At 71.9% G+C, this 23,193-nt stretch carries 22 protein-coding genes and 1 pseudogene; 8 read left to right on the forward strand and 15 right to left on the reverse strand.

What is annotated here, in order from left to right; all coding sequences use genetic code 11:
• Positions 1-33 precede the first annotated feature (33 nt).
• The 5 genes from KDL01_RS09900 to KDL01_RS09920 all read right to left on the reverse strand — a co-directional run bounded on the left by KDL01_RS09900 (position 34) and on the right by KDL01_RS09920 (position 3,890).
• Entirely contained in the window at positions 34-1,017 is a 984-nt protein-coding gene (locus KDL01_RS09900) for an asparaginase (protein WP_212528095.1), read from the reverse strand.
• A gap of 26 nt (positions 1,018-1,043) precedes the next feature.
• Positions 1,044-1,571, reverse strand: coding sequence for an RsiG family protein (locus KDL01_RS09905; protein WP_212528096.1), 528 nt, complete (start codon positions 1,569-1,571; stop codon positions 1,044-1,046).
• 161 nt (positions 1,572-1,732) lie between these two features.
• Entirely contained in the window at positions 1,733-2,731 is a 999-nt protein-coding gene (ygfZ, locus tag KDL01_RS09910; RefSeq protein WP_212528097.1) for a CAF17-like 4Fe-4S cluster assembly/insertion protein YgfZ, read from the reverse strand.
• A gap of 7 nt (positions 2,732-2,738) precedes the next feature.
• Positions 2,739-3,287: a Fur family transcriptional regulator gene (locus KDL01_RS09915; protein WP_307846218.1), complete on the reverse strand. Its 549-nt coding sequence runs from the start codon at positions 3,285-3,287 to the stop codon at positions 2,739-2,741.
• Between the two features lie 102 nt (positions 3,288-3,389).
• Positions 3,390-3,890 (reverse strand): heme-binding beta-barrel domain-containing protein, encoded by a 501-nt coding sequence (locus KDL01_RS09920; RefSeq protein ID WP_212528098.1) that lies wholly within the window; start codon positions 3,888-3,890, stop codon positions 3,390-3,392.
• Positions 3,891-4,081: 191 nt separating this feature from the next.
• Here KDL01_RS09920 and KDL01_RS09925 point away from each other — a divergent pair, with 191 nt between their 5' ends.
• Positions 4,082-4,447, forward strand: coding sequence for a DsrE family protein (locus KDL01_RS09925; protein ID WP_212528099.1), 366 nt, complete (start codon positions 4,082-4,084; stop codon positions 4,445-4,447).
• A 105-nt stretch (positions 4,448-4,552) separates the two neighbouring features.
• Here the strand turns inward: KDL01_RS09925 and KDL01_RS09930 are convergent, their stop codons facing one another.
• The 6 genes from KDL01_RS09930 to KDL01_RS09950 all read right to left on the reverse strand — a co-directional run bounded on the left by KDL01_RS09930 (position 4,553) and on the right by KDL01_RS09950 (position 8,705).
• Positions 4,553-4,843, reverse strand: coding sequence for a DUF1416 domain-containing protein (locus KDL01_RS09930; RefSeq protein ID WP_212528100.1), 291 nt, complete (start codon positions 4,841-4,843; stop codon positions 4,553-4,555).
• Between the two features lie 39 nt (positions 4,844-4,882).
• The gene (locus KDL01_RS09935; protein ID WP_212528101.1) at positions 4,883-5,716 is read right to left on the reverse strand and encodes a sulfurtransferase; all 834 of its coding nucleotides are present in this window, start codon (positions 5,714-5,716) and stop codon (positions 4,883-4,885) included.
• A gap of 157 nt (positions 5,717-5,873) precedes the next feature.
• The gene (locus tag KDL01_RS45865; RefSeq protein ID WP_368861538.1) at positions 5,874-5,954 is read right to left on the reverse strand and encodes an Ms5788A family Cys-rich leader peptide; all 81 of its coding nucleotides are present in this window, start codon (positions 5,952-5,954) and stop codon (positions 5,874-5,876) included.
• Positions 5,955-6,050: 96 nt separating this feature from the next.
• Entirely contained in the window at positions 6,051-6,875 is an 825-nt protein-coding gene (locus KDL01_RS09940) for an LmeA family phospholipid-binding protein (RefSeq protein ID WP_212528102.1), read from the reverse strand.
• Positions 6,876-7,056: 181 nt separating this feature from the next.
• On the reverse strand, positions 7,057-8,433 hold the full coding sequence (locus tag KDL01_RS09945) for a hypothetical protein (RefSeq protein ID WP_212528103.1): 1,377 nt from the start codon (positions 8,431-8,433) through the stop codon (positions 7,057-7,059).
• 2 nt (positions 8,434-8,435) lie between these two features.
• The gene (locus tag KDL01_RS09950) at positions 8,436-8,705 is read right to left on the reverse strand and encodes a MoaD/ThiS family protein (RefSeq protein ID WP_212528104.1); all 270 of its coding nucleotides are present in this window, start codon (positions 8,703-8,705) and stop codon (positions 8,436-8,438) included.
• 260 nt (positions 8,706-8,965) lie between these two features.
• Between KDL01_RS09950 and KDL01_RS09955 the strand changes: the two genes are divergently transcribed.
• From KDL01_RS09955 to KDL01_RS09985, 7 genes are all read left to right on the forward strand, one after another.
• On the forward strand, positions 8,966-9,673 hold the full coding sequence (locus tag KDL01_RS09955) for a response regulator transcription factor (RefSeq protein ID WP_212528105.1): 708 nt from the start codon (positions 8,966-8,968) through the stop codon (positions 9,671-9,673).
• Positions 9,674-9,728: 55 nt separating this feature from the next.
• A complete protein-coding gene (gene mshD, locus KDL01_RS09960; protein ID WP_212528106.1) occupies positions 9,729-10,658 on the forward strand; it encodes a mycothiol synthase in 930 nt (309 codons plus the stop codon).
• Positions 10,549-12,894: an RNA degradosome polyphosphate kinase gene (locus KDL01_RS09965; protein ID WP_368861539.1), complete on the forward strand. Its 2,346-nt coding sequence runs from the start codon at positions 10,549-10,551 to the stop codon at positions 12,892-12,894. Before mshD ends, KDL01_RS09965 begins: the two co-directional genes overlap by 110 nt.
• A gap of 88 nt (positions 12,895-12,982) precedes the next feature.
• Positions 12,983-13,876, forward strand: a complete 894-nt coding sequence (locus tag KDL01_RS09970) for a CHAD domain-containing protein (protein ID WP_212528108.1) — start codon at positions 12,983-12,985, stop codon at positions 13,874-13,876.
• Positions 13,877-13,882: 6 nt separating this feature from the next.
• A complete protein-coding gene (locus KDL01_RS09975) occupies positions 13,883-14,857 on the forward strand; it encodes an NUDIX hydrolase (protein WP_212528109.1) in 975 nt (324 codons plus the stop codon).
• Positions 14,858-15,004: 147 nt separating this feature from the next.
• Positions 15,005-17,587 carry a PKD domain-containing protein gene (locus tag KDL01_RS09980; protein ID WP_212528110.1) on the forward strand — a complete coding sequence of 861 codons (2,583 nt, stop codon included), beginning with the start codon at positions 15,005-15,007 and terminating at the stop codon, positions 17,585-17,587.
• 162 nt (positions 17,588-17,749) lie between these two features.
• Positions 17,750-17,911 carry a hypothetical protein gene (locus tag KDL01_RS09985; protein WP_212528111.1) on the forward strand — a complete coding sequence of 54 codons (162 nt, stop codon included), beginning with the start codon at positions 17,750-17,752 and terminating at the stop codon, positions 17,909-17,911.
• Between the two features lie 438 nt (positions 17,912-18,349).
• Here KDL01_RS09985 and KDL01_RS09990 read toward each other — a convergent pair.
• From KDL01_RS09990 to KDL01_RS10005, 4 genes and pseudogenes are all read right to left on the reverse strand, one after another.
• Positions 18,350-19,717: pseudogene (locus KDL01_RS09990) on the reverse strand (ATP-binding protein); the annotation flags it as partial.
• A gap of 13 nt (positions 19,718-19,730) precedes the next feature.
• On the reverse strand, positions 19,731-21,254 hold the full coding sequence (locus KDL01_RS09995) for an SCO6880 family protein (RefSeq protein WP_212528112.1): 1,524 nt from the start codon (positions 21,252-21,254) through the stop codon (positions 19,731-19,733).
• 12 nt (positions 21,255-21,266) lie between these two features.
• Entirely contained in the window at positions 21,267-22,595 is a 1,329-nt protein-coding gene (locus KDL01_RS10000; protein ID WP_212528113.1) for a hypothetical protein, read from the reverse strand.
• Positions 22,585-23,193: DUF8175 domain-containg protein (locus KDL01_RS10005; protein WP_212528114.1), on the reverse strand; the 609-nt coding region annotated here is incomplete at its 5' end. The genes KDL01_RS10000 and KDL01_RS10005, both read right to left, overlap by 11 nt.

The raw sequence follows: 23,193 nt of genomic DNA on the forward strand, positions 1-23,193 counted from the left end.
CAGTCGCGGCCGGTCTCGGGCCGCCTCAACCCCTCAGCCGAACACCGGCCGGAGGCTGCCGACCGGGCGGCCGCCGCCGAGCAGGGGGGCGGCGCCGAAGGCGGCTACGTCGGCGTCGGGGATGTCGAGGCGGCGCAGGGCTTCGGCGAGGATCGGGGCCAGGGTGCGCGGGTTGCCGTCGTTGACCTTGAACGCGAGGGCTCGGCCGTCCGGGAGGGCGGCCACGTACACCGCTTCGGCACCGGCCTTGGCGAGCAGGCCGGGGACGGCGCGCATGGCGTGGGCGTCGAGCTTCTCCTCGCCGGACATGTACTCGGGGTGCGCGCGCATGGCGTCGGCGACCCGGCGCGGGTGCTCGCCCGGGTCGGCCAGGACACAGGCGCGTACGGCGCGGGCGAGGCCGAGCAGGGAGACGCCGAGCAGGGGGGCGCCGCAGCCGTCGACCGCTTCCGCCGCGATGCGCTCGCCGGTCAGGCGCTCGATCGCGCCGCGGCAGGCTTGCTGCACCGGGTGGGCCGGGTCCAGGTAGGTCTCGATCGGCCAGCCGTTGACGGCGCAGGTGGCCAGCATCGCGGCGTGCTTGCCCGAGCAGTTGTAGTAGATCGGCGAGGGCTGCTCGCCGCCGCGGTGGAACGCGATCAGTGCCTGCTCGTCGCCGGGGGCCGCCGCCGGGGTCTGCAGCGCGTCCTCGGACAGGCCGGCTCCGGCCAGGATCTTGCGCACGGCCTCGATGTGGATCGGGGCGCCCGCGTGGCTGCCCGCGGCGATGGCGAGCAGTTCGCCTTCGAGGTCGAGGCCCGCGTCGAGCATGCCGGTGGCCTGCATGGGCTTGCTGCAGGAGCGCGGCAGCAGCGGGGCGGCGGGGTCGCCGATGCTCAGCCCGACCGAGCCGTCCGCCTCGAGCAGGACCAGGCGGCCGCGGTGCACACCCTCCACGAAGCCGGACCGGACGATCTCCACCAGGACCGGTTCGGCCTCCTCCGCCGGAACGACGCTGTTCTCGGGTATCACTGCCATCTCTCGGCTCGCTCCTTGCTCGCGGTTCACTCGGCGAGCAGTTCGTCGACCGTCGCCTCACCTTCACGGTACCGGCGGGCGAGCTCTGCGGCATAAGCGTCGACCACTTGCTGCACGGTGCGGCGCAGCGCGGAGATCTCCCGTTCGTGCCGGCTGAGCCGGTCGGCCACCTCGTGCAGCCGGACGGCGGGGCAGGAGGCGAGGTCGGGCACGTCCAGGTCGCCCAGCGAGGCCTCCATGGCCAGCCGGTACTCCCCGACCCGGCCCGGGTCTATCGGCTGGTAGCGGGCGGAGACATGGCGCGGCGCGCTGTGGTCGGCCAGGATCTCGATCAGCCGCCCGATCAGCGGGCTCGAGTCCCCGTCGGCGCGGGCCGTGAGCTCCGCCGCGATTATGTCGATCCGGCCGTGCAACAGCCGGCGCAGGTAGGACAGATCCGCCTCTTCGGCGATGGCCTCGGCACGGGCGGCGCGCAGCTGCGCCGTGACGAGGCCGCGCAGGTCCAGATCCGCGGACAGCACGCGGTCCAGCCTGCGCTCGGTGTGGGCCGTCATCGCGGCAGGCCGCCTTCCCCCGGGATTTCCCAGACTCCTGACATGGCTGCATCGTGCCACGCCGCTCGCGCGCGCGGCCCCATGACAGACGACTGTCACCCGATAAGACGAGCGCACTGTGCAATTTGCACGCCTCTCGTCCTACCAGCGACCCGCGCAGGTCAGCCGTGCCGACGCAGCCGTTCGCGCGCGGTGCCGCCGGCGTCCGGGGGGACGACGACCTCCTGTCCGGCGGGTACGCCGTCGGCCTCGAGCGTCGCCTCGACCGGCACCGACCGCTTGACCACGGCCAGCGCGATCGGGCCGAGCTCGTAGTGGCGGGCCGAACTGGTCACCGTGCCGACCTCGCGGCCGTCGTGCACCACGGCCGAGCCGTGCGGGGGCAGGTGCTCCTCGGTGCCGTCGAGGTGCAGCAGCACCAGCCGGCGCGGCGGGTGCCCGAGGTTCTCCACCCGGGCCACCGTCTCCTGGCCGCGGTAGCAGCCCTTGTTCAGGTGCACGGCCGAGTCCAGCCAGCCGAGCTCGTGCGGGATCGTGCGCGGGTCCACCTCGAGCCCGGCCCGGGGCCGGTGCGCGGCGATCCGCAGCGCCTCGTAGGCCCACACGCCCGCCGGGTGCCCGTGCGTACGGCCGTACGCCCCGAGTTCGGCGCGCGGCAGGAACAGCTCGCGTCCGGTGCCGTCGGGCAGTTCGCGCACCAGGACCACGGCGGCCTCGGCCGAGCGGGTCGGGCCGGCCTCGAACACCACCGCGTACTGGTCGGTGACGTCGACCGGCTCCACGTCGAGCATGAAGCGCATCTTCGTCAGGAAGGCCGCGAACTGCTCGGCGGTGCCCGGCTCGACGTGGGCCCACACCGCCTCGCCGTCGTCCACGAGGTAGAGGGCGTGCTCGATCCGGCCGTTCGGGTCGAGCAGCAGCGTCTCGGTCGCGGTGTGCGGGGCGAGTTCGCTCAGGTACTGCGTCGTGAGGGTGTGCAGCAGGGAGAGCCGGTCGGTGCCGCCGATGCGCAGGACGCCGCGGTTCGACAGGTCCACGAAGCCGCGCCCGGCGACGAGTTCGCGCTGTTCGACGTGCGGGTTGCCGTAGTGGGCGGCCACGCCTTCGTCGGGGGCCTCGGCCGCTACGGCGCCGGGCAGGTCGAGCAGGGGGGAACGCATGTCCGGATCAACCCTCCAGGGCGACGCCGTTGTTCCCGCGGTCACCCTCGTGCTCATCGTCGGAATCGGAGTGCTCGCCCGGCGTGTGCTGCCCGTGCCCGTCCGCGGCGTCCGCAGCCCGGCATTCGGCGCAGCGGCCGTAGAGCGCGAAGTGCGCGATGTCGGTTTCGAAGCCGAGGTCCGCGCGCAGTTGGGCGATCAACGTCGAGGCGCAGTCGGAGGGGGACTCGAGGATCCGGCCGCAGGACCCGCAGACCAGGTGCAGATGCTCGCGCTCGTGCGCGGCGTGGTAGATCGGCGCGCCGTGGCCGAGGTGGGTGTGCGAGACCAGGCCGAGCTCCTCGAGCAGCTCGAGGGTGCGGTAGACCGTGGAGAGGTTGACCGAGCTGGCCGTGCGCTGGACCTCGGCGCAGATGGCGTCCGGCGTGGCGTGCTCGAGCACGGCGACGGCGCCGAGGACGAGCTGGCGCGCGGGCGTGAGCCGGTAACCCTTGGACCGCAGTTGGTCGCTCAGGTCGGAGGGCACGGAAGCGGCCGAGCCGCCGGTGGTCGCCACAGGCCAACTGTACGCCGTACCCCGGGACCGCCTCGCGCTCGTCCAAAGACGCCGGCGTACGGCGTGCGGCGGCGGCCCGGCGACGCGCCGAGGCCGGTCGGCCTAGTTCACCCGCTTGAGCTGCGCGGCGAGGTGGTTCTGCATGCCGTGGCCCATCGCCGCCATGTCGAAGGTCCAGTACAGGTCGCCCTTGACCAGCCCGTAGAGCCGGCTGCCGGCGGAGTACTCCTTGGACGTGGCGGTACGTACGACCGCGTCGGTGTTCAGCTCGATCTTGCCGCTGTCCACGCTGCCGACCCAGATCTCGACGATGCCGGTCGGGTGGGTGAGCACGACCTCGAGCTGCTTGTCCTCCTGCGGCCGCCAGTAGCCGTGCTCGCGCGCGAGCGGGCGCAGCTTCTCGCCGTCCTCGTCGATGAGCCAGGACTTGGACTCGTAGTCGAGGAAGGTCTTGCCCGGCGTGTAGCTGAAGACGACTTCCTGGCCGAAGCGAAAGTCCTCGATGGTCGGGTACTGGCCCAGACCCACCCCGGCCCACTCGCCGATCAGGAACGAGACCGGGTAGAGCGCAGGGTCGAGGTCCTGCGGAATCTCGAAGGGCATGTCAGCTCTGGCCCTTGAACAGCTTGACCACGACGTAGCCCGCGAACCAGAGGACCGCGACGAACATCACCACGAGTAGGGCGGTGAAGAAATTGTCCATTGTGTAGCGCTCCTCGGCGTCTCAGGCCGGCCGGGGGGTCGAGTGGGCCCGGTCGGTTTTCGGCGGCTCAAGTCTAATACCGTGAACGCTCATGACGACCAGAAACCTCGTTATCAAGGTCACGTCCGGAGCCGACGCCCCCGAACGGTGCGCTCAGGCGTTCACGGTCGCGGCGGTCGCGGCGGCGTCCGGGGCGCGCGTGTCGCTCTGGCTGACCGGGGAGTCCTCGTGGTTCGCGCTGCCGGGCCGGGCCGAGGAGTTCGAACTGCCGCACTCCGCGCCGCTGCCCGACCTGATCGAGGCGATCACCGCGACCGGCACGATCACCCTGTGCACGCAGTGCGCGGCGCGCCGGGAGATCACCGAGGAAATGCTCCGCCCGGGGGTACGCATCGCCGGGGCCCAGGCGTTCGTGGCCGAGGTGCTCGAGGACGGGACGCAGGCGCTGGTCTACTGAGCGGTCCGTCGCGACGCGGCTCACGCGGCCGCGAGGACCCGAGGCCCCCGGCGGACGAACCGCCGGGGGCCTCGGGTGGGAGCTGCGCTGAGAAGACGGCGCGGATCAGACCGCGATCGCGACCTCGTGCACCTGGCCCTGGGTGGCCACCACGGCGCGGTCGGCGCTGCCGCCGGGGACCAGCGCGCGCAGGGTCCAGCTGCCGGGCGCCGCGAAGAAGCGGAAGGCGCCGGTGGCGGAGGTCGGGACCTCGGCGGTGAACTCGCCGTCGGCGTTGAGCAGGCGGACGTAGCCGGTCACGGGCACGCCGTCCTTGCTCACCGTCCCCTCGATCACGGTTTCCTTGGACACGTCGATCCCCTCTCGGGACAGGCCGCCGGTGGTGGCGCCGCACATATCAGTACTCTCCTTCTGCTGATCGGTCGGGCGCGGGACTCAGGCGCCGAGCTCGATCGGCACGCCCACGAGCGAGCCGTACTCGGTCCACGAGCCGTCGTAGTTCTTCACGTTCGACTGGCCGAGCAGCTCGTGCAGCACGAACCAGGTGTGCGCGGAGCGCTCGCCGATGCGGCAGTACGCGATGGTGTCCTTGGCCAGGTCGACGCCCTCGCCCTCGTACAGGGCGGTGAGCTCCTCGTCCGACTTGAAGGTGCCGTCGTCGTTCGCGGCCTTGGACCACGGGATGTTCTTGGCGCTCGGCACGTGGCCGGGGCGCTGCGACTGCTCCTGCGGCAGGTGGGCCGGGGCCAGCAGCTTGCCGGAGAACTCGTCGGGGCTGCGCACGTCGACCAGGTTGGTCACGTTGATCGAGGCCACGACCTCGTCGCGGAACGCGCGGATGGCAGAGTCCTGCTCCTGCGCGGTGTACGCGGTGGCCTCGCGGCCGGGCACCTCGGCGACGAGGTCGCGGGAGTCGAGCTCCCACTTCTTGCGGCCGCCGTCGAGCAGCTTGACGTCCTGGTGGCCGTAGAGCTTGAAGTACCAGTAGGCGTAGGACGCGAACCAGTTGTTGTTGCCGCCGTAGAGCACGACGGTGGTGTCGTTGCCGATGCCTCGCTCCGAGAGCAGGGCCTCGAACTGCTCCTTGTTGACGAAGTCGCGCCGAACCGGGTCCTGCAGGTCGCGCTTCCAGTCGATCCGGATGGCGTTGCGGATGTGGTTCTTCTCGTACGCGCTGGTGTCCTCGTCCACTTCCACGACGGCCACCTTCGGGTCGTCGAGGTGCGCCTCGACCCAGTCGGCGTCGACCAAGACGTCGTTGCGGCTCATATGAGTCTCCTGATGATCACGGTGTGTGAATGGTGCGGGCTCGGCCGGGGGACGGCCGCGGCTTTGCTGCTTCTTGACGATCGCTTGGGCGAAGGGCCCGATCAGGCTCGGAGAGCGGCCGTCTGCCCTGGAGCGGGGCGCGGCGAAGCGGCCTGGATCAGGCCGGGAGACACAGGCAGGTGGCGACGCGACACAGGTCGACTGCGCGCCGCTTGGTGAGCTCTGCCTGGGGCCTCATGGCCTCGATACTAGGGACGCACCCGGCGGGCTGTCACGAACATCTCGTTCTATGAGACGGTAGTCTCACATCCGAAACATTACGCATAGGCCGTGCTCAGCTGCCGGAGATGCCGCTCTTGCTCAGGTTCACCTGATGCCCCTGGGCCGAAACCACCACGGCCGTGGAGGTGTAGTCCAGACCGGTGAGGTCGATGTCGAACGGCAGCGTGGACAGGTCGTATTTGACGTCGATGTCCGGGTTGAAGCCGAGGTCCGCGAGCGAGCTGCTGACCTGGCCGGAGCGCAGTTCGAGCGTGTGCGAGCCCACCAGCGTGACGGACAGGTCGAGCGAGATGTCCGTGCCGCCGAGCAGCTGGCCGATCGCGCTCGGGGCCGAGACGGTGGCCTTGAGCTGGTTTTTTCCGGCGGAGGTGACGGTGGCGGTGCCGAGCTGCACGCCGTCGATGGTCAGGTACTTGGAGAGCACCGCGGCCACGTCGGTGTAGTCGATGGTGGCCGTGGCGTTCAGGGTGTCCACCTCGGCGCCGTTGAACGCGCCGTTGACGTGCACGCCGTAGAGGTCGGCGTGCAGGTTGGAGATGGTCAGGCCGTTCGCGTCGAGGCCGTGGATGTCGACCGTGGCGTGCCCGAAGTGGCGGGCGGCGACCTGGGTGAGGAAGGGGAAGCCGGCGATGCTCACGCTCGGCTTCTGTTTCAGATTCTGAGACGACTGGATCCGGCTGGCGAGCTGGTCCTCCGCCACGAGCAGCCCGATCCGGTCCACTCCGACGAGCACCGCGATCAGCACCAGCAGAGCGATCAGCCAGCGTCGCCCGCGCCGGCGCGTTCGGCGCACGGGCAGGGCGAGGGTCTTGTCGTTGTTGTCGGCCCCGGGCTGCTCCCCGCCCGGGTACTGCATGGGCATCGTCGGCTCAGTCACCCGATCAGCCTAGACCGGACACGGATTGAAGGGGCGCGGCGCGCGCCGGGCGATGGGGGTGCGGGAGCGAACGGCGCGCGGACGGCCCAGGTCCGAGCCGGGGCGGCGAAGCCGGAACAGACCTCGGCGCACCGGCGAAGCAGCGGACCGGCAGACGGGCAGTCCGGCAGACCGACAGACCTCAGTGGAACATCGCCGTGGCGAACAGGGCGCCGATCGCGGCCAGGCCGACCGGCAGGGTCTGCGAGGCGACCCGGACCGAGCCGCGCAGTTCGCCCTCGGCCGCCATCCGGTCGAGTGCGCCCGCTCCGGCGGCCGCGGCCAGGGCGGCGACGGCGCCGCCGATGGCGCCCGCCTTCAGTCCGCCGGAGGCGGAGAACGAGGTGGCCGCCAGAGCGCCGACGGCGGCGCCCGGGATCAGCGCGGCGAAGACGCCGCGGACCGGCTCGCGCCCGAGCAGCGCGCAGCAGAGCACTCCTATCGCGGCCGCCGAGGCGCAGGCGGCGGTCAGGCCGGTGTCCAGGCGGGCGGCCACCACGAAGGCTGCGGGCAGGGTGGCGAACAGTGCCCCGCCGACCGCGACCGCGAGCGCGGTGATCCGCTCGCCCTCGCCGACCGCCGGGCCCCGGCGCAGCGTCTGATCCGTGGCCAGCAGCAGGAATCCGACGCCGAGCGCGGCCGGGATGCCGATCTGGTCCTGATCCCCCGTCAGCCGGAACGCCGCGACGCTCGCGGCCCAGCCGGTCAGCGTCGTGAGCACGATCGCGCGCCGGTCGCCGCGGCCGTTGCGGCCGAGCCCGGCGGCGAGCTGCCAGCCGTAGGCGATGCCGAACTGGACCAGGGCGACCACGACCACCACGGCCGCGGACGAGGCGAGCGCGGCCACGGCGAGTATCGCGCCGAGGCCGGCCGCGCCGAACGCGCCACGACCCGGGCTCGCGGCCTTGGCGGCGGCCTTGGCGGGCGCCGCGGCCGGGCGGGCGCGCTCCGGGGCCTCGAGCGCCTCCGCGGCGCCCGACGGGCCTGACGCGGCGTCACGACCGCGCCCGGCACGCTGATCCGGGACGTCCCACGCGTCGGGTTCGCCGGCCTGGCCATAACCCTCGTGCCCGTCGTAGCCCTCGTACTCCTCCTCCACGGCCGGAACCCGGCGCCGCGAGCCGCGGCCGGGCGCCGGCGAGGGGGCCGGAGCGGCGCCCGCGTCCCCGCCGGGGCCGTGGCCCTCGTACTCCTGCAGCGGCGAGACGCCGAGCCGGGCCTCGTCCCAGGCCTGTTGCTCCCAGCCCATGCCGGACATGGCCCACTGCGGATCGGCCGGGCCGGGCTCGGCCGGGTACGTCTCCTGATACTCCTGGTAGCCGGGCTCCTGGTACTCCCGGTACTCCGCGTACTCCTGGTGTTCCCGGTATTCGACGTACTGTTCGCCGCCGTATCCGGGCCCCTCGCCCTGACCCTGCTGCGGGTACTGGCCGTACTGCGGCTGCCCGGGCTGCCCATAGGGGTCGTATTGCCCGTACGGGTCGTAGGGTTCGTAAGGTTCCTGGGATCCGTAACTCACGCTCAGCCTCCCGCGAAGGGCGGCAGGATCTCCACCACCGAGTCCTCGTGCAGCGCGACTGTGCCCGGGTCGGCCCGCCCCACCTGCATCCCGTCCACCAGCACCGAGCAGCGCGCGAGCACCCGCAGCAGCTGCGCTCCGCCGCCGTCCGGCCCGCCCCGGCGCTCCACCGCCTCGGCCAGGGCCGCGCCGAGCGTGGCCGCCGCGACCGGCTCCTCGGCCGTGCCCGCGGCCTCGCGCGCGGCCGCCCAGAAGCGCAGTGTCGCTGTCACCGACTGGTACCGCCTTCTCGCTAGGGTGGATCGAGTCGAGCCCGGCTTGCGGGTCCGGTGCCCCCCAAGTATCGGCCACGCGCGACCCCGGCCGGATGCACTCCCGGCGTTATCGTGTGCTCTTCGTTACAGACACCCGGTAGACACGTCGGCTATTGTGCGTCTGAAGGATCCGGGCAGCGAAGCCCCCGGGTCCTTGTTTGCTTTTTACGCGCAGGTTACGAAACCCGCATGCCGCCCGGCGGAAGGAGCCCCACCTCATGGCCACGCTGCTCCTGTTGACCAACGCTCTCGCGCCCTCCACCGAAGTGCTGCCCTCTCTCGGCCTGCTCCTGCACACCGTGCGCGTCGCGCCCGCCGAGGCGTCCGCGCTGATGGACGCGCCGCCCGCGGACGTGCTGCTGGTCGACGGGCGCCGCGAACTACCCGCCACCCGGTCGCTGTGCCGGCTGCTGCGCACCACCGGCCTGGACTGCCCGATGCTGCTGATCACCACCGAGGGCGGGCTGGCCGCGGTCACCGCCGAGTGGGGCGTGGACGACGTCCTGCTCGACACGGCGGGCCCGGCCGAGCTCGAGGCGCGCATCCGGCTGTCGTTGGGACGGCTGGCCGCCGCCTCCGGTTCCGAGGACCTGCCGCTGGAGATCCGCAACGGCGACCTCGTCATCGACGAGGCCACCTACACCGCGCGGCTGCGCAACCGGGTCCTGGACCTGACCTTCAAGGAGTTCGAGCTGCTCAAGTACCTCGCGCAGCACCCGGGCCGGGTCTTCACCCGGGCGCAGCTGCTGCAGGAGGTCTGGGGCTACGACTACTTCGGCGGCACCCGCACCGTGGACGTGCACGTACGGCGGCTGCGGGCGAAGCTCGGCACGGACAACGAGCAGCTGATCGGCACCGTGCGCAACGTCGGCTACCGCTTCGTCAACCCGGAGAAGCGCGGCGAACGCGAGGCCGTGGCCGTCTGAGGATCCGCCCGCGCGAGATCCACCCGCACGCCGGTCGGACATCTAGTCTGAGGACATGCGCGAACAGACTGCGGGAGCTTTGACCCAGGCCGACCGGGAGCGGGTGGCCGAGCTGGTCGCGGCGGCGGCCGAGGCGGACGGGCACGTGCCGCTGTCCGAGGAGGCGCGGCTGGCCGTGGCCCACGGGCGCGAGGGCACCGTGCACCTGATCGAGCACGGGGCGCACGGCGCGGTGCTCGGGTACGCCTACCTCGGCGCGCCGGACGAACCGGGGCCGGACGGCACCGTCTCCGGACGCGGCTGCGAGCTGGTCATCGCCCCCCAGGCACGCGGCGCCGGGCTCGGCACGCTGCTGGCCCGCAGTGCGCTGGCGGCGGGCGCGGTGCGGTTCTGGGCGCACGGCGCGCATCCGGCCGCGCGGCGGGTGGCCGCCCGGCTCGGCCTGCGCGAGTCGCGCGAGCTGCGGCTGCTCGAGATCACCGGCTGGGCGCCGAGCGCGCTCTCGCCCCGGGCCCCCGAGGGGATCTCGCTGCGCGCCTTCCGCCCCGGCGAGGACGACGAGGCCTGGCTCGCCCTGAACGCCGCGGCCTTCACGCACCACCCGGAGCAGGGCCAGTGGACCGCGCGGGACCTGGCCGAACGCATGGCAGAGCCCTGGTTCGACCCGGCCGGGTTCTTCCTGGCCGAGCGGCTCGGCCCGAGCGGGCTGAGCGAACTGGCCGGATTCCACTGGACCAAGACCCACCCGGCCGGCGCGTACGGGCCCGAGCCGGTGGGCGAGGTGTACGTGCTCGGGGTCTCCCCGAAGGCGCAGGGCCTCGGGCTCGGCAGGGTCCTGCTGCACTCGGGCATGGCCTATCTGACCGCACGCGGCTATCGCACCGTGGTGCTCTACGTGGACGGGGACAACACCGCCGCCGTCCGCCTCTACGAGCAGGCCGGATTCCGTACCCGCTCGGTGGACCTCGAGTATCGGGTGCGTTGAGGGGCCGCGATCGGGTAGAGCGAGGAACAGCACCGAGAATCCGTGCGGAGTCTACCTTCCGTTCACCCGGCTATGCGAGGGTTGGATCATGGATCAGCCTGTGGACCCGAGCCCCGCGTCCGCGTCCCGATTCCTCGACCGGGAAGCGTCCTGGCTGCAGTTCAACAGCCGGGTGCTCGACCTCGCCGAGGACCGCGACGTGCCGCTGCTGGAGCGGGCCAAGTACAGTGCGATCTTCGCGAACAACCTGGACGAGTTCTTCATGGTGCGGGTGGCCGGCCTCAAGCGCCGGATAGCCACCGGCGCGGCCGGAGCCACCGCGAGCGGGCTGAGCCACCGCGAGGTGATGCAGCGCATCCACGCCTCGACCCGCGAGCTGATGCACCGCCACGCCACCGGATTCCAGGAGCACCTGCGCCCCGAGCTGGCCGCGCACGGGATAGAGATCGTCGACTGGGCCAAGCTGACCAAGGCCGAGCAGGACGAGCTCTACGTGCTCTTCCGGGAGCGGATCTTCCCGGTGCTCACCCCGCTGGCGGTGGACCCGGCGCACCCGTTCCCCTACATCTCCGGGCTCTCGCTGAACCTGGCCGTGCTGGTGCGCAACCCGGTCAGCCAGCACGAGCACTTCGCCCGGGTGAAGCTCCCCCCGCTGCTGCCGCGCTTCATCGAGGTGGCCGAACAGCGCTACATCCCGCTCGAGCAGGTCATCGCGGCGCACCTGCCGCACCTGTTCAACGGCATGGAGGTGCTCGGCTGCCACACCTTCCGGGTGACCCGGAACGAGGACGTGGAGATAGACGGGGAGGACTCGCAGAACCTGCTCGAGACCCTCGAGCGCGAGCTGATGCGCCGCCGGTTCGGCCCGGCCGTGCGGCTCGAGGTCGAGGAGACCATCGACCCGGGCGTGCTCGAGCTGCTGGTGCGCGAGCTCGGCATGGTCGAGGCCGAGATCCTGCGGCTGCCCGCCCCGCTCGATCTGACCGGGCTGTTCGCGGTGGCCGGGGAGGACCGGCCGGAGCTGAAGTACTCGCCGTTCGCCGCCGCGGTGCACCAGGACCTGGCCGAGTTCGAGTCGAGCGCCGGGATCGACGTGTTCGCCGCGATGCGCCAGCACGACGTCCTGCTGCACCACCCGTACGACTCGTTCTCCAGCTCGGTCCAGGCCTTCCTGGAGCAGGCCGCGGCCGACCCGGACGTGCGCGCGATCAAGCAGACCCTCTACCGCACCAGCGGCGACTCCCCGATCGTGGACGCGCTGGTGGACGCGGCCGAGGCGGGCAAGGAGGTGCTCGTCCTGGTCGAGATCAAGGCCAGGTTCGACGAGCACGCCAACATCGCCTGGGCGCGCACCCTGGAGCAGGCCGGCTGCCACGTCGTCTACGGCCTGATGGGCCTCAAGACGCACTGCAAGCTGTCCCTGGTGGTGCGTCAGGAGGGCAACAAGCTGCGCCGCTACGCCCACATCGGCACCGGCAACTACAACCCGAAGACGGCGCGGCAGTACGAGGACCTGGGCCTGCTCACCTGCGACCCGCTGGTCGGGGAGGACCTGACCCACCTGTTCAACCGGCTCTCCGGCTACTCGCGCACCACCAGCTACCGGCGGCTGCTGACGGCCCCGCACGGGCTGCGCGAGTCGCTCATCGAGCGGATCGAGGGCGAGCACAAGAAGGCGCTCAGCGGCCGGCGCGCCCTGGCCCGCACGGCCAGGATCCGGATGAAGATGAACTCCCTGGTGGACGAGGGCGTCATCGACGCGCTCTACGCCGCCTCGCAGGCCGGGGTGAAGGTCGACCTGGTGGTGCGCGGGATGTGCGCGCTGCGTCCGGGCGTGCCCGGCCTGTCCGAGAACATCAGGGTGCGCAGTGTGCTCGGCCGCTTCCTGGAGCACTCGCGGGTGTACGTGTTCGGCGACGACGTCTCCGCACCGGCCGGGGCGCGCACCGCCCCGGAGCCGGCCCAGGTCTGGATCGGCTCGGCGGACATGATGCACCGCAACCTCGACCGCAGGGTGGAGGCGCTGGTGCGCATCGGCGAGGCCACACACCGCAGTACTCTGATTGAATTGATCGATTCCGTGTTCGCCGAGGACGCAGTCTGCTGGGCCCTTGGCCCGGACGGCGAGTGGACCCGGAACACGCCGCCGGACGGCGTGCCGCCACGGGACGTGCAGAAGGCGCTGATCGACGCGCGCAACCAACAGTCCGCCGCCCGGCGGGCTCGGATGGGATGAGTGCCCGGCGCGCGAGCGCCACAGCGGGCACCGATTATCGAGGATTCGTGATGTGGACCCGGCGGGGTGGAGGCAGGTGAGAGCGAGCATGGACCCGAGCGCGGGCGAGGTGCTGCGCATCTACCTGGCCGAACAGAGCAACGCCTTCCTGGCCCAGCTTCCGCGGCTGCGCCAGGACAAGCCCGAGGCCGCGCACAAGCTGCGGGTGGCCTGCCGCCGCACCCGCTCCGTGCTGCGCACCTTCCGGCCGGTGTTGGACAAGGCCTGGGCGGACGGGCTGAGCGCGCAGATCGCGGCGTTGACCGACGTGATCGCCCCGGAGCGGGACATCGAGGTGGTGCGCGAGCGGCTGCTCGGCGCCCTCGAGCGCTACGGCACGGACGACCCCGGGGTGCTGCGGGCGCACACGCTGCTTGACCGGATGCTCGGGCGGGACTACGCCACGGCGCACGACGCGACCCTGGCCACGCTGGCCGGGCCGAGCTTCCACGCCCTGGCCGACCGGATCGCCCTGGCCCCGCAGACCGTCGCCTCGACGGAGGGCGTGCTCGGCCAGCCGGCCGAACGGGTGCTGCCGCCGCTGGTGCGGGCCGAGTTCGCGCACGTGGTGCGGCGGGCGGCGTCGGTGGACCCGCAGGGCGAGGACGAGCCCTGGCACAAGCTGCGGATCTCGGCCAAGCGGGCCAGGTACGCGGCAGAGGTCTGCGTCCCGGTGATCGGCATCCCGGCCGAGGCCTTCGCCGCGCAGCTGACCAGGCTGACCGAGGAGCTCGGCCAGCAGCAGGACGCCGCGGTGGCCGGCGAGGTGGTGCTGCGGGCGGCGCAGTCGCCGCGGATCGCGACCAGCACCGGCTTCGTGCTCGGCCGGCTGCTCGGCGAGTGCCGGGCCGAGATCGCCCGCTCGCGCCGCACCTTCCCGGAACTGTGGACCTCGGCCACGGCACCGTCGTACCGCGCCTGGTTCGCGGAGGAAGTACGCTGATCCGCCATGGCGACGCACATGATCGACTCCGGCAGGATCAAGGCGGCGGGAGCGCTGCTGTGGCGTGACGGGGCGCACGGCCCCGAGATCGCGCTGATCCACCGGGAGCGCTACGACGACTGGTCCTTCCCCAAGGGCAAGGCCGAGCCGGGCGAGCACGCCCTGGTCACGGCGCTGCGCGAGGTGCAGGAGGAGACGGGGCATCGGGCGGTGTTCGGCCGGCGGCTGCCGAACACCGAGTACGAGGTGCTCGGCCGGCCCAAGCGGGTGCGCTACTGGGCCGGGCGCAGCGTCGAAGAGGTCGAGTTCACCCCGAACGAGGAGGTGGACCGGCTCGAGTGGTTCGGGCCCGAGGCGGCCGCGGCCCGGCTGACGAATCCGCTGGACCACGGGGTGCTCGAGGTCTTCCTCGCCGCGCCCGCGCACACCTTCCCGGTGATCCTGCAGCGGCACGCCAAGGCCGAGCACCGCGGCCCGCTCTACCGCGACGACCTGGCCAGGCCGCTGGCCCCGCACGGGCGGCAGCAGGCGCTCTCGCTGGCCGAACTGCTCGCGGGCTACGGCCGGCTGCGGGTGGTCAGCTCCCCGGCGGTGCGCTGTGTCGCGACCGTCCGCCCTTACACCGATCTGCGTGCACTGACGCTGGAGACCGACGCGGCGCTGACCGAGCAGTCCTACGTCCACGCGCCGCGGGCCGTGGTGGCCTGGCTCAAGGATCTGGTGGCGCGCCGTGAGGGCACCGTGGTGTGCACCCACGGCCCGCTGCTCGACGAACTGATCGCGGCTGTGCTCTACAGCCCTGACCTGGGCGGTTCGGTGCGCCTCGACGACGGCCCGACGCTCCAGGGCAAGCCCTGGGATCCGGCCACCGCGGATCAGTGGGCGAACGAGTCGATCGCCCCGGGCGGCGCCTGGGTGCTGCACTTCGCCGTGGACACGGACCGGACCGGCCTGGTGGCCGTGGACAAGCTCAAGCCGTAGCAAGATCGTCATCTGTAGCAGAGCCGTGACGCGTTGTACCGACGCAACTGGTTGAGGTGCGCCCCCGATTCACGGATAATAAAGGGCTTATCTGCTCTTGGAGGCCGCACGCCCGGGCCTCACCGACTTCGTACCCTGGGGGGTTCCATGCGCCTGCGCGTATTCGGCGCGCTCACCCTGTCCATAGCCGTCGCGGGCACCATCGCTCCGCTGACCTCGGCTCAGGCCACCACCGCCACCGCGCACGACGGCTCGACCGTCGGCACCGCGGCGACCGAGTTCTACTTCGCCAGCGGGGCCGGCGATTACATCGGCGCCGGGGCGACGGTGGACTACACGAACCCGACCGTCTCGGTCTCCGCCGATCTCAGCACGGTCACCGTGAGCGCGGGCGGCGCCGGCGCCTGGACACTGACTCTGGCCGCCCCGACGGGCCAGGCCCTGACGGCGGGCACCACCTACACCGGCGCCCTGCGCTTCGCGAGCGCGAGCGCACCCGGCATCTCCGTGTACGGCGACGGTCGCGGCTGCAACAACGACTACGGCAGCTTCACCGTCACCGAGATCTCGGCGACGAGCGTGAACGCGACCTTCAGCCAGACCTGTGAGTCGACCACGGCGGCGCCGCTGGTCGGCTTCATCCGCTACAACGCCACGCTGCCGACCACGGTGCCCACGCTGGCCTCGACCGCGCAGCCGATCACCGACCCGGCGAACTCCGGCAGCACGGCGGCCTCCGCAGGCAACGAGTTCTCGTTCCTGAGCGCCTCCGGGGACTACATCGGCGGCGGCTCGCCGGCCGACTACACCGGCTCGAGCGTGACCGCCACCGGCGATCTGGGCAAGGTGACGGTATCGGCGGGTCCGTGGACCCTGAACCTCGCGGCTCCGTCCGCCGAGCAACTCGTTCCCGGCACCTACGTCGGCGCGACCCGTTATCCGTTCAACACCGGTAGCGCGCCCGGCATCACCGTGTCCGGCAACAGCCGTGGCTGCAACAACGACTACGGCACGTTCACGATCTATCAGATCGCCTCGGACTCGACCGGCGCGCTGACGCAGCTGAACGCGACCTTCAGCCAGACCTGCGAGTCCACCACCGCCCCGGCGCTGGTCGGCTTCATCCGGTACAACGCGACGACGGCGACGCCGATCCCGACGCTGCCGCCCACCGCGACGCCGACTCCCACCCCGACTCCGACTCCGACCCCGACGGCCACCGCGACTCCGCCGGCGCCGCTCAACGCCGTGCTGACGGTGTCGACCGGTGTCTCCGAGTCCAACGGCGAGACGGTCGTGGCCCTGAACGCATCGGGCTCCACCGGGACCGACTCCTTGGCCACCTACTCGTTCTCGTTCGACGACGGGACCGCGGCGACGCTCTCGCAGAACCCAGTGGCCTCCGTGCTGAAGTACGAGGGCACCTACGAGGTCACCGTCACGATCACCGACGGGGGCCGGACCTCGATCTCCAGCCCGCTCTGGCTGACCGTCGGTGACGGCTACCACGCGGTCACCCCGCAGCGGCTGCTCGACACCCGCAACGGCACCGGCGGCACCAAGGGCCCGGTCGCGAAGAACGGCAAGGCCACCATCACCCTGCCGACCTCGATCACCAACTCCGGCCACGGCAGCCTCAGCGCCGTCGTGATCAACCTCACGGTGACCAGCCCGACCGCGGTCGGCCTCGTCACGGCGTACTCCACCGGACTCTCGCAGAACCCGACGACCTCGAACCTGAACTACTCCAAGGGCGAGACCATCGCGAACCTGGTCACCGTCCCGGTCCTGCCGGGCGGCAAGGTGGTCCTCTCGGTCAGCTCCGGCGGCACCGAGCAGCTCATCGCCGACCTCGAGGGCTACTACACCGCGGGCAACGACCCGACCAACGCCGGATACGGCTCGGTCACCCCGACCCGCATCCTCGACACCCGCCACGACACCGGCGGAGCCGGCGGCCGGGTCGCGGGCGGCAAGACCATCAAGCTCAAGCTGCCCTCCTCGGTCCCGACCGGGACCACGGCGATCGCGATCAACGTGACCGCGGTCGCGCCGAGCAGCTCGGGCTTCGTCTCGGTCTTCCCGGACGGCACCACCCCGAACACCTCGAACCTCAACTTCCCGCCGAACGCCAACGTGCCGAACCTGGTGATCGTGTCCGTCCCGGCAGACCGCACGATCGACTTCAAGAACGGCGGCAGCGGAGCGGTCGACATCCTGGCCGACTTCGACGGGTACTTCTCCCCGTCGGCGACCTCGAAGTTCGTCCCCTCCTTCCCGGTGCGCATGTTCGACACGCGCAAGGAGGGCGGGGCGCTCCCGGCCTACAACTACGAGGTCTTCCCGATGTCCTATGCGCTGCAGGTGCCGACCTCGGCACTGACCGCCGCGCTCTACAACGTCACGGTGACCGCGCCGACCGCCTCCGGGTACGTCAGCGTCGTACCGGACCCGATCAACGCGGTGCCTTCGGTCTCGAACCTGAACTTCAGCAAGGGCGAGACGATCGCGAACGCGGTGCTGGCGCCGATCAGCAACGGTGACCAGGACTTCTTCAACGGGTCCCCGAGCGGTTCGATCCAGCTGATCTCGGACTTCTTCGGCTACTTCGCCAAGCCCCAGACCACCATGGCCCCGCCCTCCTCGCCGAGCGCCGTCTCGGCCAAGGGCAACGCCGTGCAGGAGCCGGCGGCGTCGCTGAGCTCGGCCCGGGTGTTCGCGCTGCGCTGATCGCGAAGCCCTGATCCAGCCCGCAGTTCCCCGGTGCCCCGGACCGTTCTCGGTCCGGGGCACCGGGCATTTTCCGATAATCAGCCAGTAGGACCGTGACTGGAACAGTGGACGCTCGTTGCGCTGAGTGAGATCGGTCGGTTTCGCAGTGAGGAGATCACAGTGAACAGCACCACCCAGCTCCGCGCCCGCAAGCTCGCACCCGCGCAGATGGCGCACCCGGTGCACGGCCTCGTGGCCATCGCCAACGGTCCCGACTACTGCCTGTGCGGCAACCTCTGGCCCTGCCGCCCGATCGAGCTCCCGGCCGTCACGGCCCGCTGAGCCGCGGTCAGCCGCGACCGCACCCCGCCTTCCCGCAGCCCGCTGATCCGCCCGCGCGGCCTACTCCGGCCGCCGGGGCATCCGCGGGTGGATCGGGGTCTCGGCTCGCGGCCCGAACACGGCGGCGGCCAGGGCGGTCAGGTCAGGATCCTCCGCCGGCGGCTTGGGCGCGACGGCCTGACGCAGCGTCGGCGGCAGCGGGGCGGGCAGCGGCGGCAGGCCCACCGGGCCGAGCGGGCCGGTCGGCTGCGCGGGCGTACGGCCGCCCGAGGCCGTCGGCGATCCGCCGCCGCCCGGCAGCGGGTTCGGCGCCGGACCCGCCGCGTGGCCGGGGACCGCGCGGGTGGGCGGCAGGGCCCTGGCCACCGGCTCTATCGCGGGGGCGGGCGCGGCGGCGGCCAGCGGCGGCGCGTACAGCGGGCCGAGCGGGCCCGGCAGGTCGTCCGGCTCCCGGTCGGCCGACGTCCGCCTGTTCTCGGCCTGCGTCGCCGAACTCTCCGTCATCGCGCGGTCGGTGAACACCAGCGGCTTCTCGTGCTCGGTGATGATGTGCTTGACCACCTGCACGTCGCCGTTGACGTCCCAGACCGCGATGCCGGGCGAGAGCGTCGGGATGATCTCCACCGCCCAGCGCGGCAGGCCGAGCACCTTGCCGGTGGCCCTGGCCTCGTCCGACTTCTGCATGTAGATCGTGCGGGTGGAGGCCATCTTCAGGATCGCCGAGGCCTCCTTCGCCGCGGCGCCGTCGACCACGTCGGACAGGTGGTGGACCACCGCGACGAAGGACAGGCCAAGGCGCCGGCCGAACTTCAGCAGCCGCTGGAACAGCTGCGCCACCGAGGGTTCGTTGATGATGTGCCAGGCCTCTTCCACCAGGAAGATCCGCTTGCGCCGGTCCGGGCGCAGCCAGGAGTGCTCGAGCCAGACCCCGACGATGGCCATCAGGATCGGCATGGCGATCGAGTTGCGGTCGATGGTGGACAGGTCGAAGACGATCAGCGGCGAGTCCAGGTCGATGCCGTCGGTGGTGGGCCCGTCGAACATCCCGGCCAGGTCGCCGTCGACCAGCCGGTCGAGCACCAGGGCCACGTCGAGGCCCCACTCGCGCAGGTCTTCGAGCTCGATGTTCATCTCCTGCGCGGCCGTGCCCACCGGCTCGCGCAGGGCGTCGACCACGTCGTGCAGGATCGGCTGCTCCAGGGTCCGCAGCGCGTCCGCCCGGACCGTGGCGTGCGCGGCCTTGAGCGCGTAGCCGGAGCGTTCGTCCAGCGGCCGGGCCAGCGCCACCTCCACGATGGTGCGCAGCAGGGCCAGCTGGCCGGTGCTGGTGATGGCCGGGTCCAACGGGTTCAGCCGCACGCCCTGGCCGCCGCGCGCGTGCGGGTCAAGGCGCACCGGGCGCACCCCGATGGCCTGGGCGATCAGGTTCCACTCGCCCACCCCGTCCTCGCCCTGCGCGTCGAGCACCACCACCTGGCGGTCCCGGAAGCGCAGCTGGCGCAGCACGTACGTCTTCTCCAGCGCCGACTTGCCGTTGCCGGACTCGCCCAGCACCAGCCAGTGCGGGGCGGGCAGCTGCTGGCCGTAGAGCTGGAAGGGGTCGTAGACGTAGCCCTTGCCGCTGTAGACCTCGCGGCCGATGATGACGCCCGAGTCGCCCAGGCCCGGGGCCGCGGTGGGCAGGTAGATCGCCTCGGCCTGGTTGGTGGAGGTGCGCACGGGGATGCGCTGGGTCTCGCGCCGGCCGAACAGCGCCGCCGCGAAGCCGTCGGTGATCAGGTCGCCGATGCTGTCCCTGGTGGCCACGTACTCCTCCTTCTCATCGCCTGACTCCGGTGGCGAACGGCAGAGTGTTGACGAACGCGCGGTGCTGCTCGCGGTCGCACCACTCCAACTTCAGGAAGCTCTTGCCGGCCGAGGCCCGGATGGTGCGCTTGTCCCTGGCCAGGGCCTCGGGCGAGCGGGAGGAGACGGTCAGGTAGCCGACCAGGTTCACTCCGGCCGCGCCGCCCGCCAGGTCCTCGCCGCGCAGGTCCACCCGGCTGGAGTGGGCCCGCTCGCGCGGGTCGTCCACCCGGCCCAGCTTGGCCTGCCGGTGCGCCTCGGCGTCCACGTTCACCCGCTCGGTCAGCATCCGCTCGATGGCGACCTCGGTGGGCTCCAGGTCCATCGTCACCGCGACCGTGCGGATCACGTCCGGGGTGTGCACCAGCAGCGGCGCCAGGAAGTTGACCGCGACCGGGGTCAGCGGCCACTCCCTGATCCAGGCGGTGGCGTGGCACCAGGGCTCGGCCGTGGCCGACTCGCGGGTCTTGGCGCGCAGGAACAGCGGGGCCGAGGCGTCGAACTCGGCCGGCCAGGCGTCGCGCTCGGCCATCCCGTCCACGTGGTCGATCGGGTGTTCCGGATCGAACATGGAGTGGATCAGCGAGGAGAGCGCGGGCACGCCCAGCGGCCTGCGCACGCTTATGTCGGCGTCGGCCAGCCGGGCGCAGATGTCGGTCAGCTCGCGCACCATCACCACGCAGATGCCGTGGTCCAGGTCGTGGCCGCCGGACATGACCCGCGCCTCGGCCGCCAGCTCCCTGGTGTAGGACATGCACGCGGTCAGGTAGGTGCGGTGCTGCTCGCTGGAGGTGGAGACCATGGAGAGCAGCTGCGCGTAGGAGTCGCGGATCCACGGCAGCGCCTCCGGGTCGCCGCGCCGGGCCACGTCCTTGGCGTGCGCGTCCGGATCGGCCGGCAGGGTGCGCGCGAGCATCTGCACCCGGGTCACGAAGCCGTCGCCGTTGGCCACGTGCCGCAGCAGCGTGCCGTAGCGGTCGACCAGCGCCTCCTGGTCCTCGGCGTCGCGCGAGCCCACGCCCGGGCCCTCGATCTCGATCGTGCAGGTGATGGTGCCGCGGTCCAGGTGCGTGAGCACGGCCAGCTCGTCCGGCCCGAACCGCGCGGTGAGCCAGCGCACCTGGCCGACGCCGGGCGGGGTGGGCACCGGGAGTTCGAGCCCGGACAGGGTGGTGCCGGCGGTGTCCGCGACCGAGCCGTAGGAGGCGTTGCGCCCGCGCAGCATCCTGCGATAGGAGCGTTCGATCTCGAACCAGCGGTAGTAGGTGCGCTTGCGGTAGGGCGCGAACACGGCCGCGCCGGCCAGCACCGGGCAGCCGAGGATGGTCAGTATCTTCAGCGGCAGCGTGGGCACGGCGAAGCCGCACACCATGGCCAGCAGCAGGCCGCCGCCGAGCACGATCAGCTCGCCGGTCTCCCGGTTGCGCCCAACGATCGCGTTCGGTTTGGCCTTGCCGATCAGGAAGGAGCGGCGACGCTCGTAGCCTTCGGTGCTCACTGCCGCGACTCCTTACGCTCCCCGGCCGCCCGGATCCGCGGCGTTGGTGCCGGGAGCCGTACGGGCCGAGTCGGCCGCACCGCGGCCGCTGTTGGCCGAGGGTGAGTTCGGTCCCTGCGGGGGCAGGGCTCCGGGGCCGCCGGCCCCGCCTGCTCCGCCCGGGCCGATCAGGCCCGCCGGGTTCTGCGGTTCCGGGCGCTGCAGGGCGACCCTGGCCGAGGCGCGCAGGCCCTGCGCGGCCATGCCCGCGCCGGCGCCGAGGGCGGCGAGCGCGGGGGCCGCGACCGGATTGCCGGAGCGGGCGCCGTGGGCGGCGATGCCCTGCTGCATCCGCGTGGCCGGACCGTCCAGCGCGCCCTGGGCCACCTGGGCCGGGGCGTCGCCGGAGCGGGCGCCGGAGAGCTTGAGCATGTCGTCGCCGAAGTTGGGCACGAAGCGGTAGATCAGCCCCGAGGCGAAGATCGAAAGGGCCATGATGGCCAGGCCGGACAGGACCGAGGCGAAGGGCGAGCCGGGGGCGGCGCCCGAGGAGATCGCCGTGGCGAGTCCGAGTACGATCACGATGACCGGTTTGACCAGGTCGACCGCGATCATCATGCCGGCCCAGCGGCGCACGTGCGGCCACAGGTCCTTGTCCACCAGGCCCGCGTAGACCGCGCCGGCCAGCGCCGCGCCGACGTAGAGCATCGCGGCCCGGATCAGCAGCTCCACCCACAGCAGGGCGGCGGCGATCATCGACATCAGCGACACGAACACCAGCAGGATCGGCCCGCCACCGATGGAGGAGGCCGAGCCGTTGGCGGGGCTGAGCGTGTTCGCGAACGAACTCAGGAAGCTGTTGGTGCCCGCGCTGGTGGTCGAGCCGATGGCGTCGGTGACCGAGTCGGTCAGCTTGACCATGCCGTAGAGCACCACCGGGGTGAACGCGGAAGCGCCGACGGCCAGCCAGAGGAAGCCGGTGGCCTCGGTGACGGCGGTGGTGATCGCGTCGCCGCGCACCGCCCGCTTGATCACCGCGAGGATCCACAGCACCACGGTCAGGATCGTGGAGGCGGCGAAGACGATCGCGTACTGTTTCAGGAACCCGGAGTTGGTGAAGTCCACTCCGCTGGTGCCGTTGACCGCGCCGGCCACCTGGTTGATCACCCAGGCCGCGGCCTCGGCGCAGGACTTGGCGATGGACCCGAGCGGGTCGGTGAGCATCGAACCGGCGCTCGTCGAGCTCGACCCGCCGGAGCCGCTGCTTCCGCCGACCAGTTTGCCGGTGTTCTCGCAGGCCTGTTTCATGCTGCCGAACAGCGCCGCGCACGGGTCCGCACCCGCCACGAAGCTAACGCCCATACCGCAGCTCCCCATATTTGTTGACAGCTGCTTGCAGCGTCGTGCCGGGAGCCGGGGTCTGCAAGCCCCCGAGCGGAGCGGGGCCGTCGGCAGACTGGAAGGAGAACCACTTCCAGTCGCCGTGGGTCCAGTTGAGCGTGACGGTCACGGTGACCCAGTCCTCGGATACGGCGTGCTGCGAGTTGGCCCCGGCGAGCCCGGCCAGGGTGACGGCCCAGACCGAGACGGTGGCCGTGTCGCCGCTGGTGCTCACCAGGCTGACCCCGACCGGCGCGGCCCGCTCCACGAAGGTCTGCCCGCTCGGGGCGGCGCCCGAGCCGGACAGGCCGTAGGTGGTGTCGATCTGGGCGTAGGCGGCGTCGAACTGCCCCTGCAGGGTGGAGGCTATGGCCGGATCGGCGATGGCGTTGACCAGCTTGTCGCGCTGCCAGGCGTAGACCATGTCGGCCGAGTTGAAGGCGACCACGTAGTTCGCCGCGGCGGCCTCGGCCCCCGCGGTGGTGTGCGGGTAGCCGACCGGCACGCCGCCGGCCGTGGAGGTGGCCTGTCCGGCCGTGTACGGGGTCGTCACCGAGACCGAGGGCGAGGTGGCCGCGGG

The organism is Actinospica durhamensis, assembly GCF_018139695.1.
Taxonomy (GTDB): domain Bacteria; phylum Actinomycetota; class Actinomycetes; order Streptomycetales; family Catenulisporaceae; genus Actinospica; species Actinospica durhamensis.

Bases quoted from the DNA above. Each gene is read 5' to 3' on its own strand.
- KDL01_RS09900 (WP_212528095.1), bottom strand. From the start codon at position 1,017: ATGGCAGTGATACCCGAGAACAGCGTCGTTCCGGCGGAGGAGGCCGAA.
- KDL01_RS09905 (WP_212528096.1), bottom strand. From the start codon at position 1,571: ATGACGGCCCACACCGAGCGCAGGCTGGACCGCGTGCTGTCCGCGGAT.
- ygfZ (WP_212528097.1), bottom strand. From the start codon at position 2,731: ATGCGTTCCCCCCTGCTCGACCTGCCCGGCGCCGTAGCGGCCGAGGCC.
- KDL01_RS09920 (WP_212528098.1), bottom strand. From the start codon at position 3,890: ATGCCCTTCGAGATTCCGCAGGACCTCGACCCTGCGCTCTACCCGGTC.
- KDL01_RS09925 (WP_212528099.1), top strand. From the start codon at position 4,082: ATGACGACCAGAAACCTCGTTATCAAGGTCACGTCCGGAGCCGACGCC.
- KDL01_RS09930 (WP_212528100.1), bottom strand. From the start codon at position 4,843: ATGTGCGGCGCCACCACCGGCGGCCTGTCCCGAGAGGGGATCGACGTG.
- KDL01_RS09935 (WP_212528101.1), bottom strand. From the start codon at position 5,716: ATGAGCCGCAACGACGTCTTGGTCGACGCCGACTGGGTCGAGGCGCAC.
- KDL01_RS45865 (WP_368861538.1), bottom strand. From the start codon at position 5,954: ATGAGGCCCCAGGCAGAGCTCACCAAGCGGCGCGCAGTCGACCTGTGT.
- KDL01_RS09955 (WP_212528105.1), top strand. From the start codon at position 8,966: ATGGCCACGCTGCTCCTGTTGACCAACGCTCTCGCGCCCTCCACCGAA.
- mshD (WP_212528106.1), top strand. From the start codon at position 9,729: ATGCGCGAACAGACTGCGGGAGCTTTGACCCAGGCCGACCGGGAGCGG.
- KDL01_RS09970 (WP_212528108.1), top strand. From the start codon at position 12,983: ATGGACCCGAGCGCGGGCGAGGTGCTGCGCATCTACCTGGCCGAACAG.
- KDL01_RS09975 (WP_212528109.1), top strand. From the start codon at position 13,883: ATGGCGACGCACATGATCGACTCCGGCAGGATCAAGGCGGCGGGAGCG.
- KDL01_RS09980 (WP_212528110.1), top strand. From the start codon at position 15,005: ATGCGCCTGCGCGTATTCGGCGCGCTCACCCTGTCCATAGCCGTCGCG.
- KDL01_RS10000 (WP_212528113.1), bottom strand. From the start codon at position 22,595: ATGGGCGTTAGCTTCGTGGCGGGTGCGGACCCGTGCGCGGCGCTGTTC.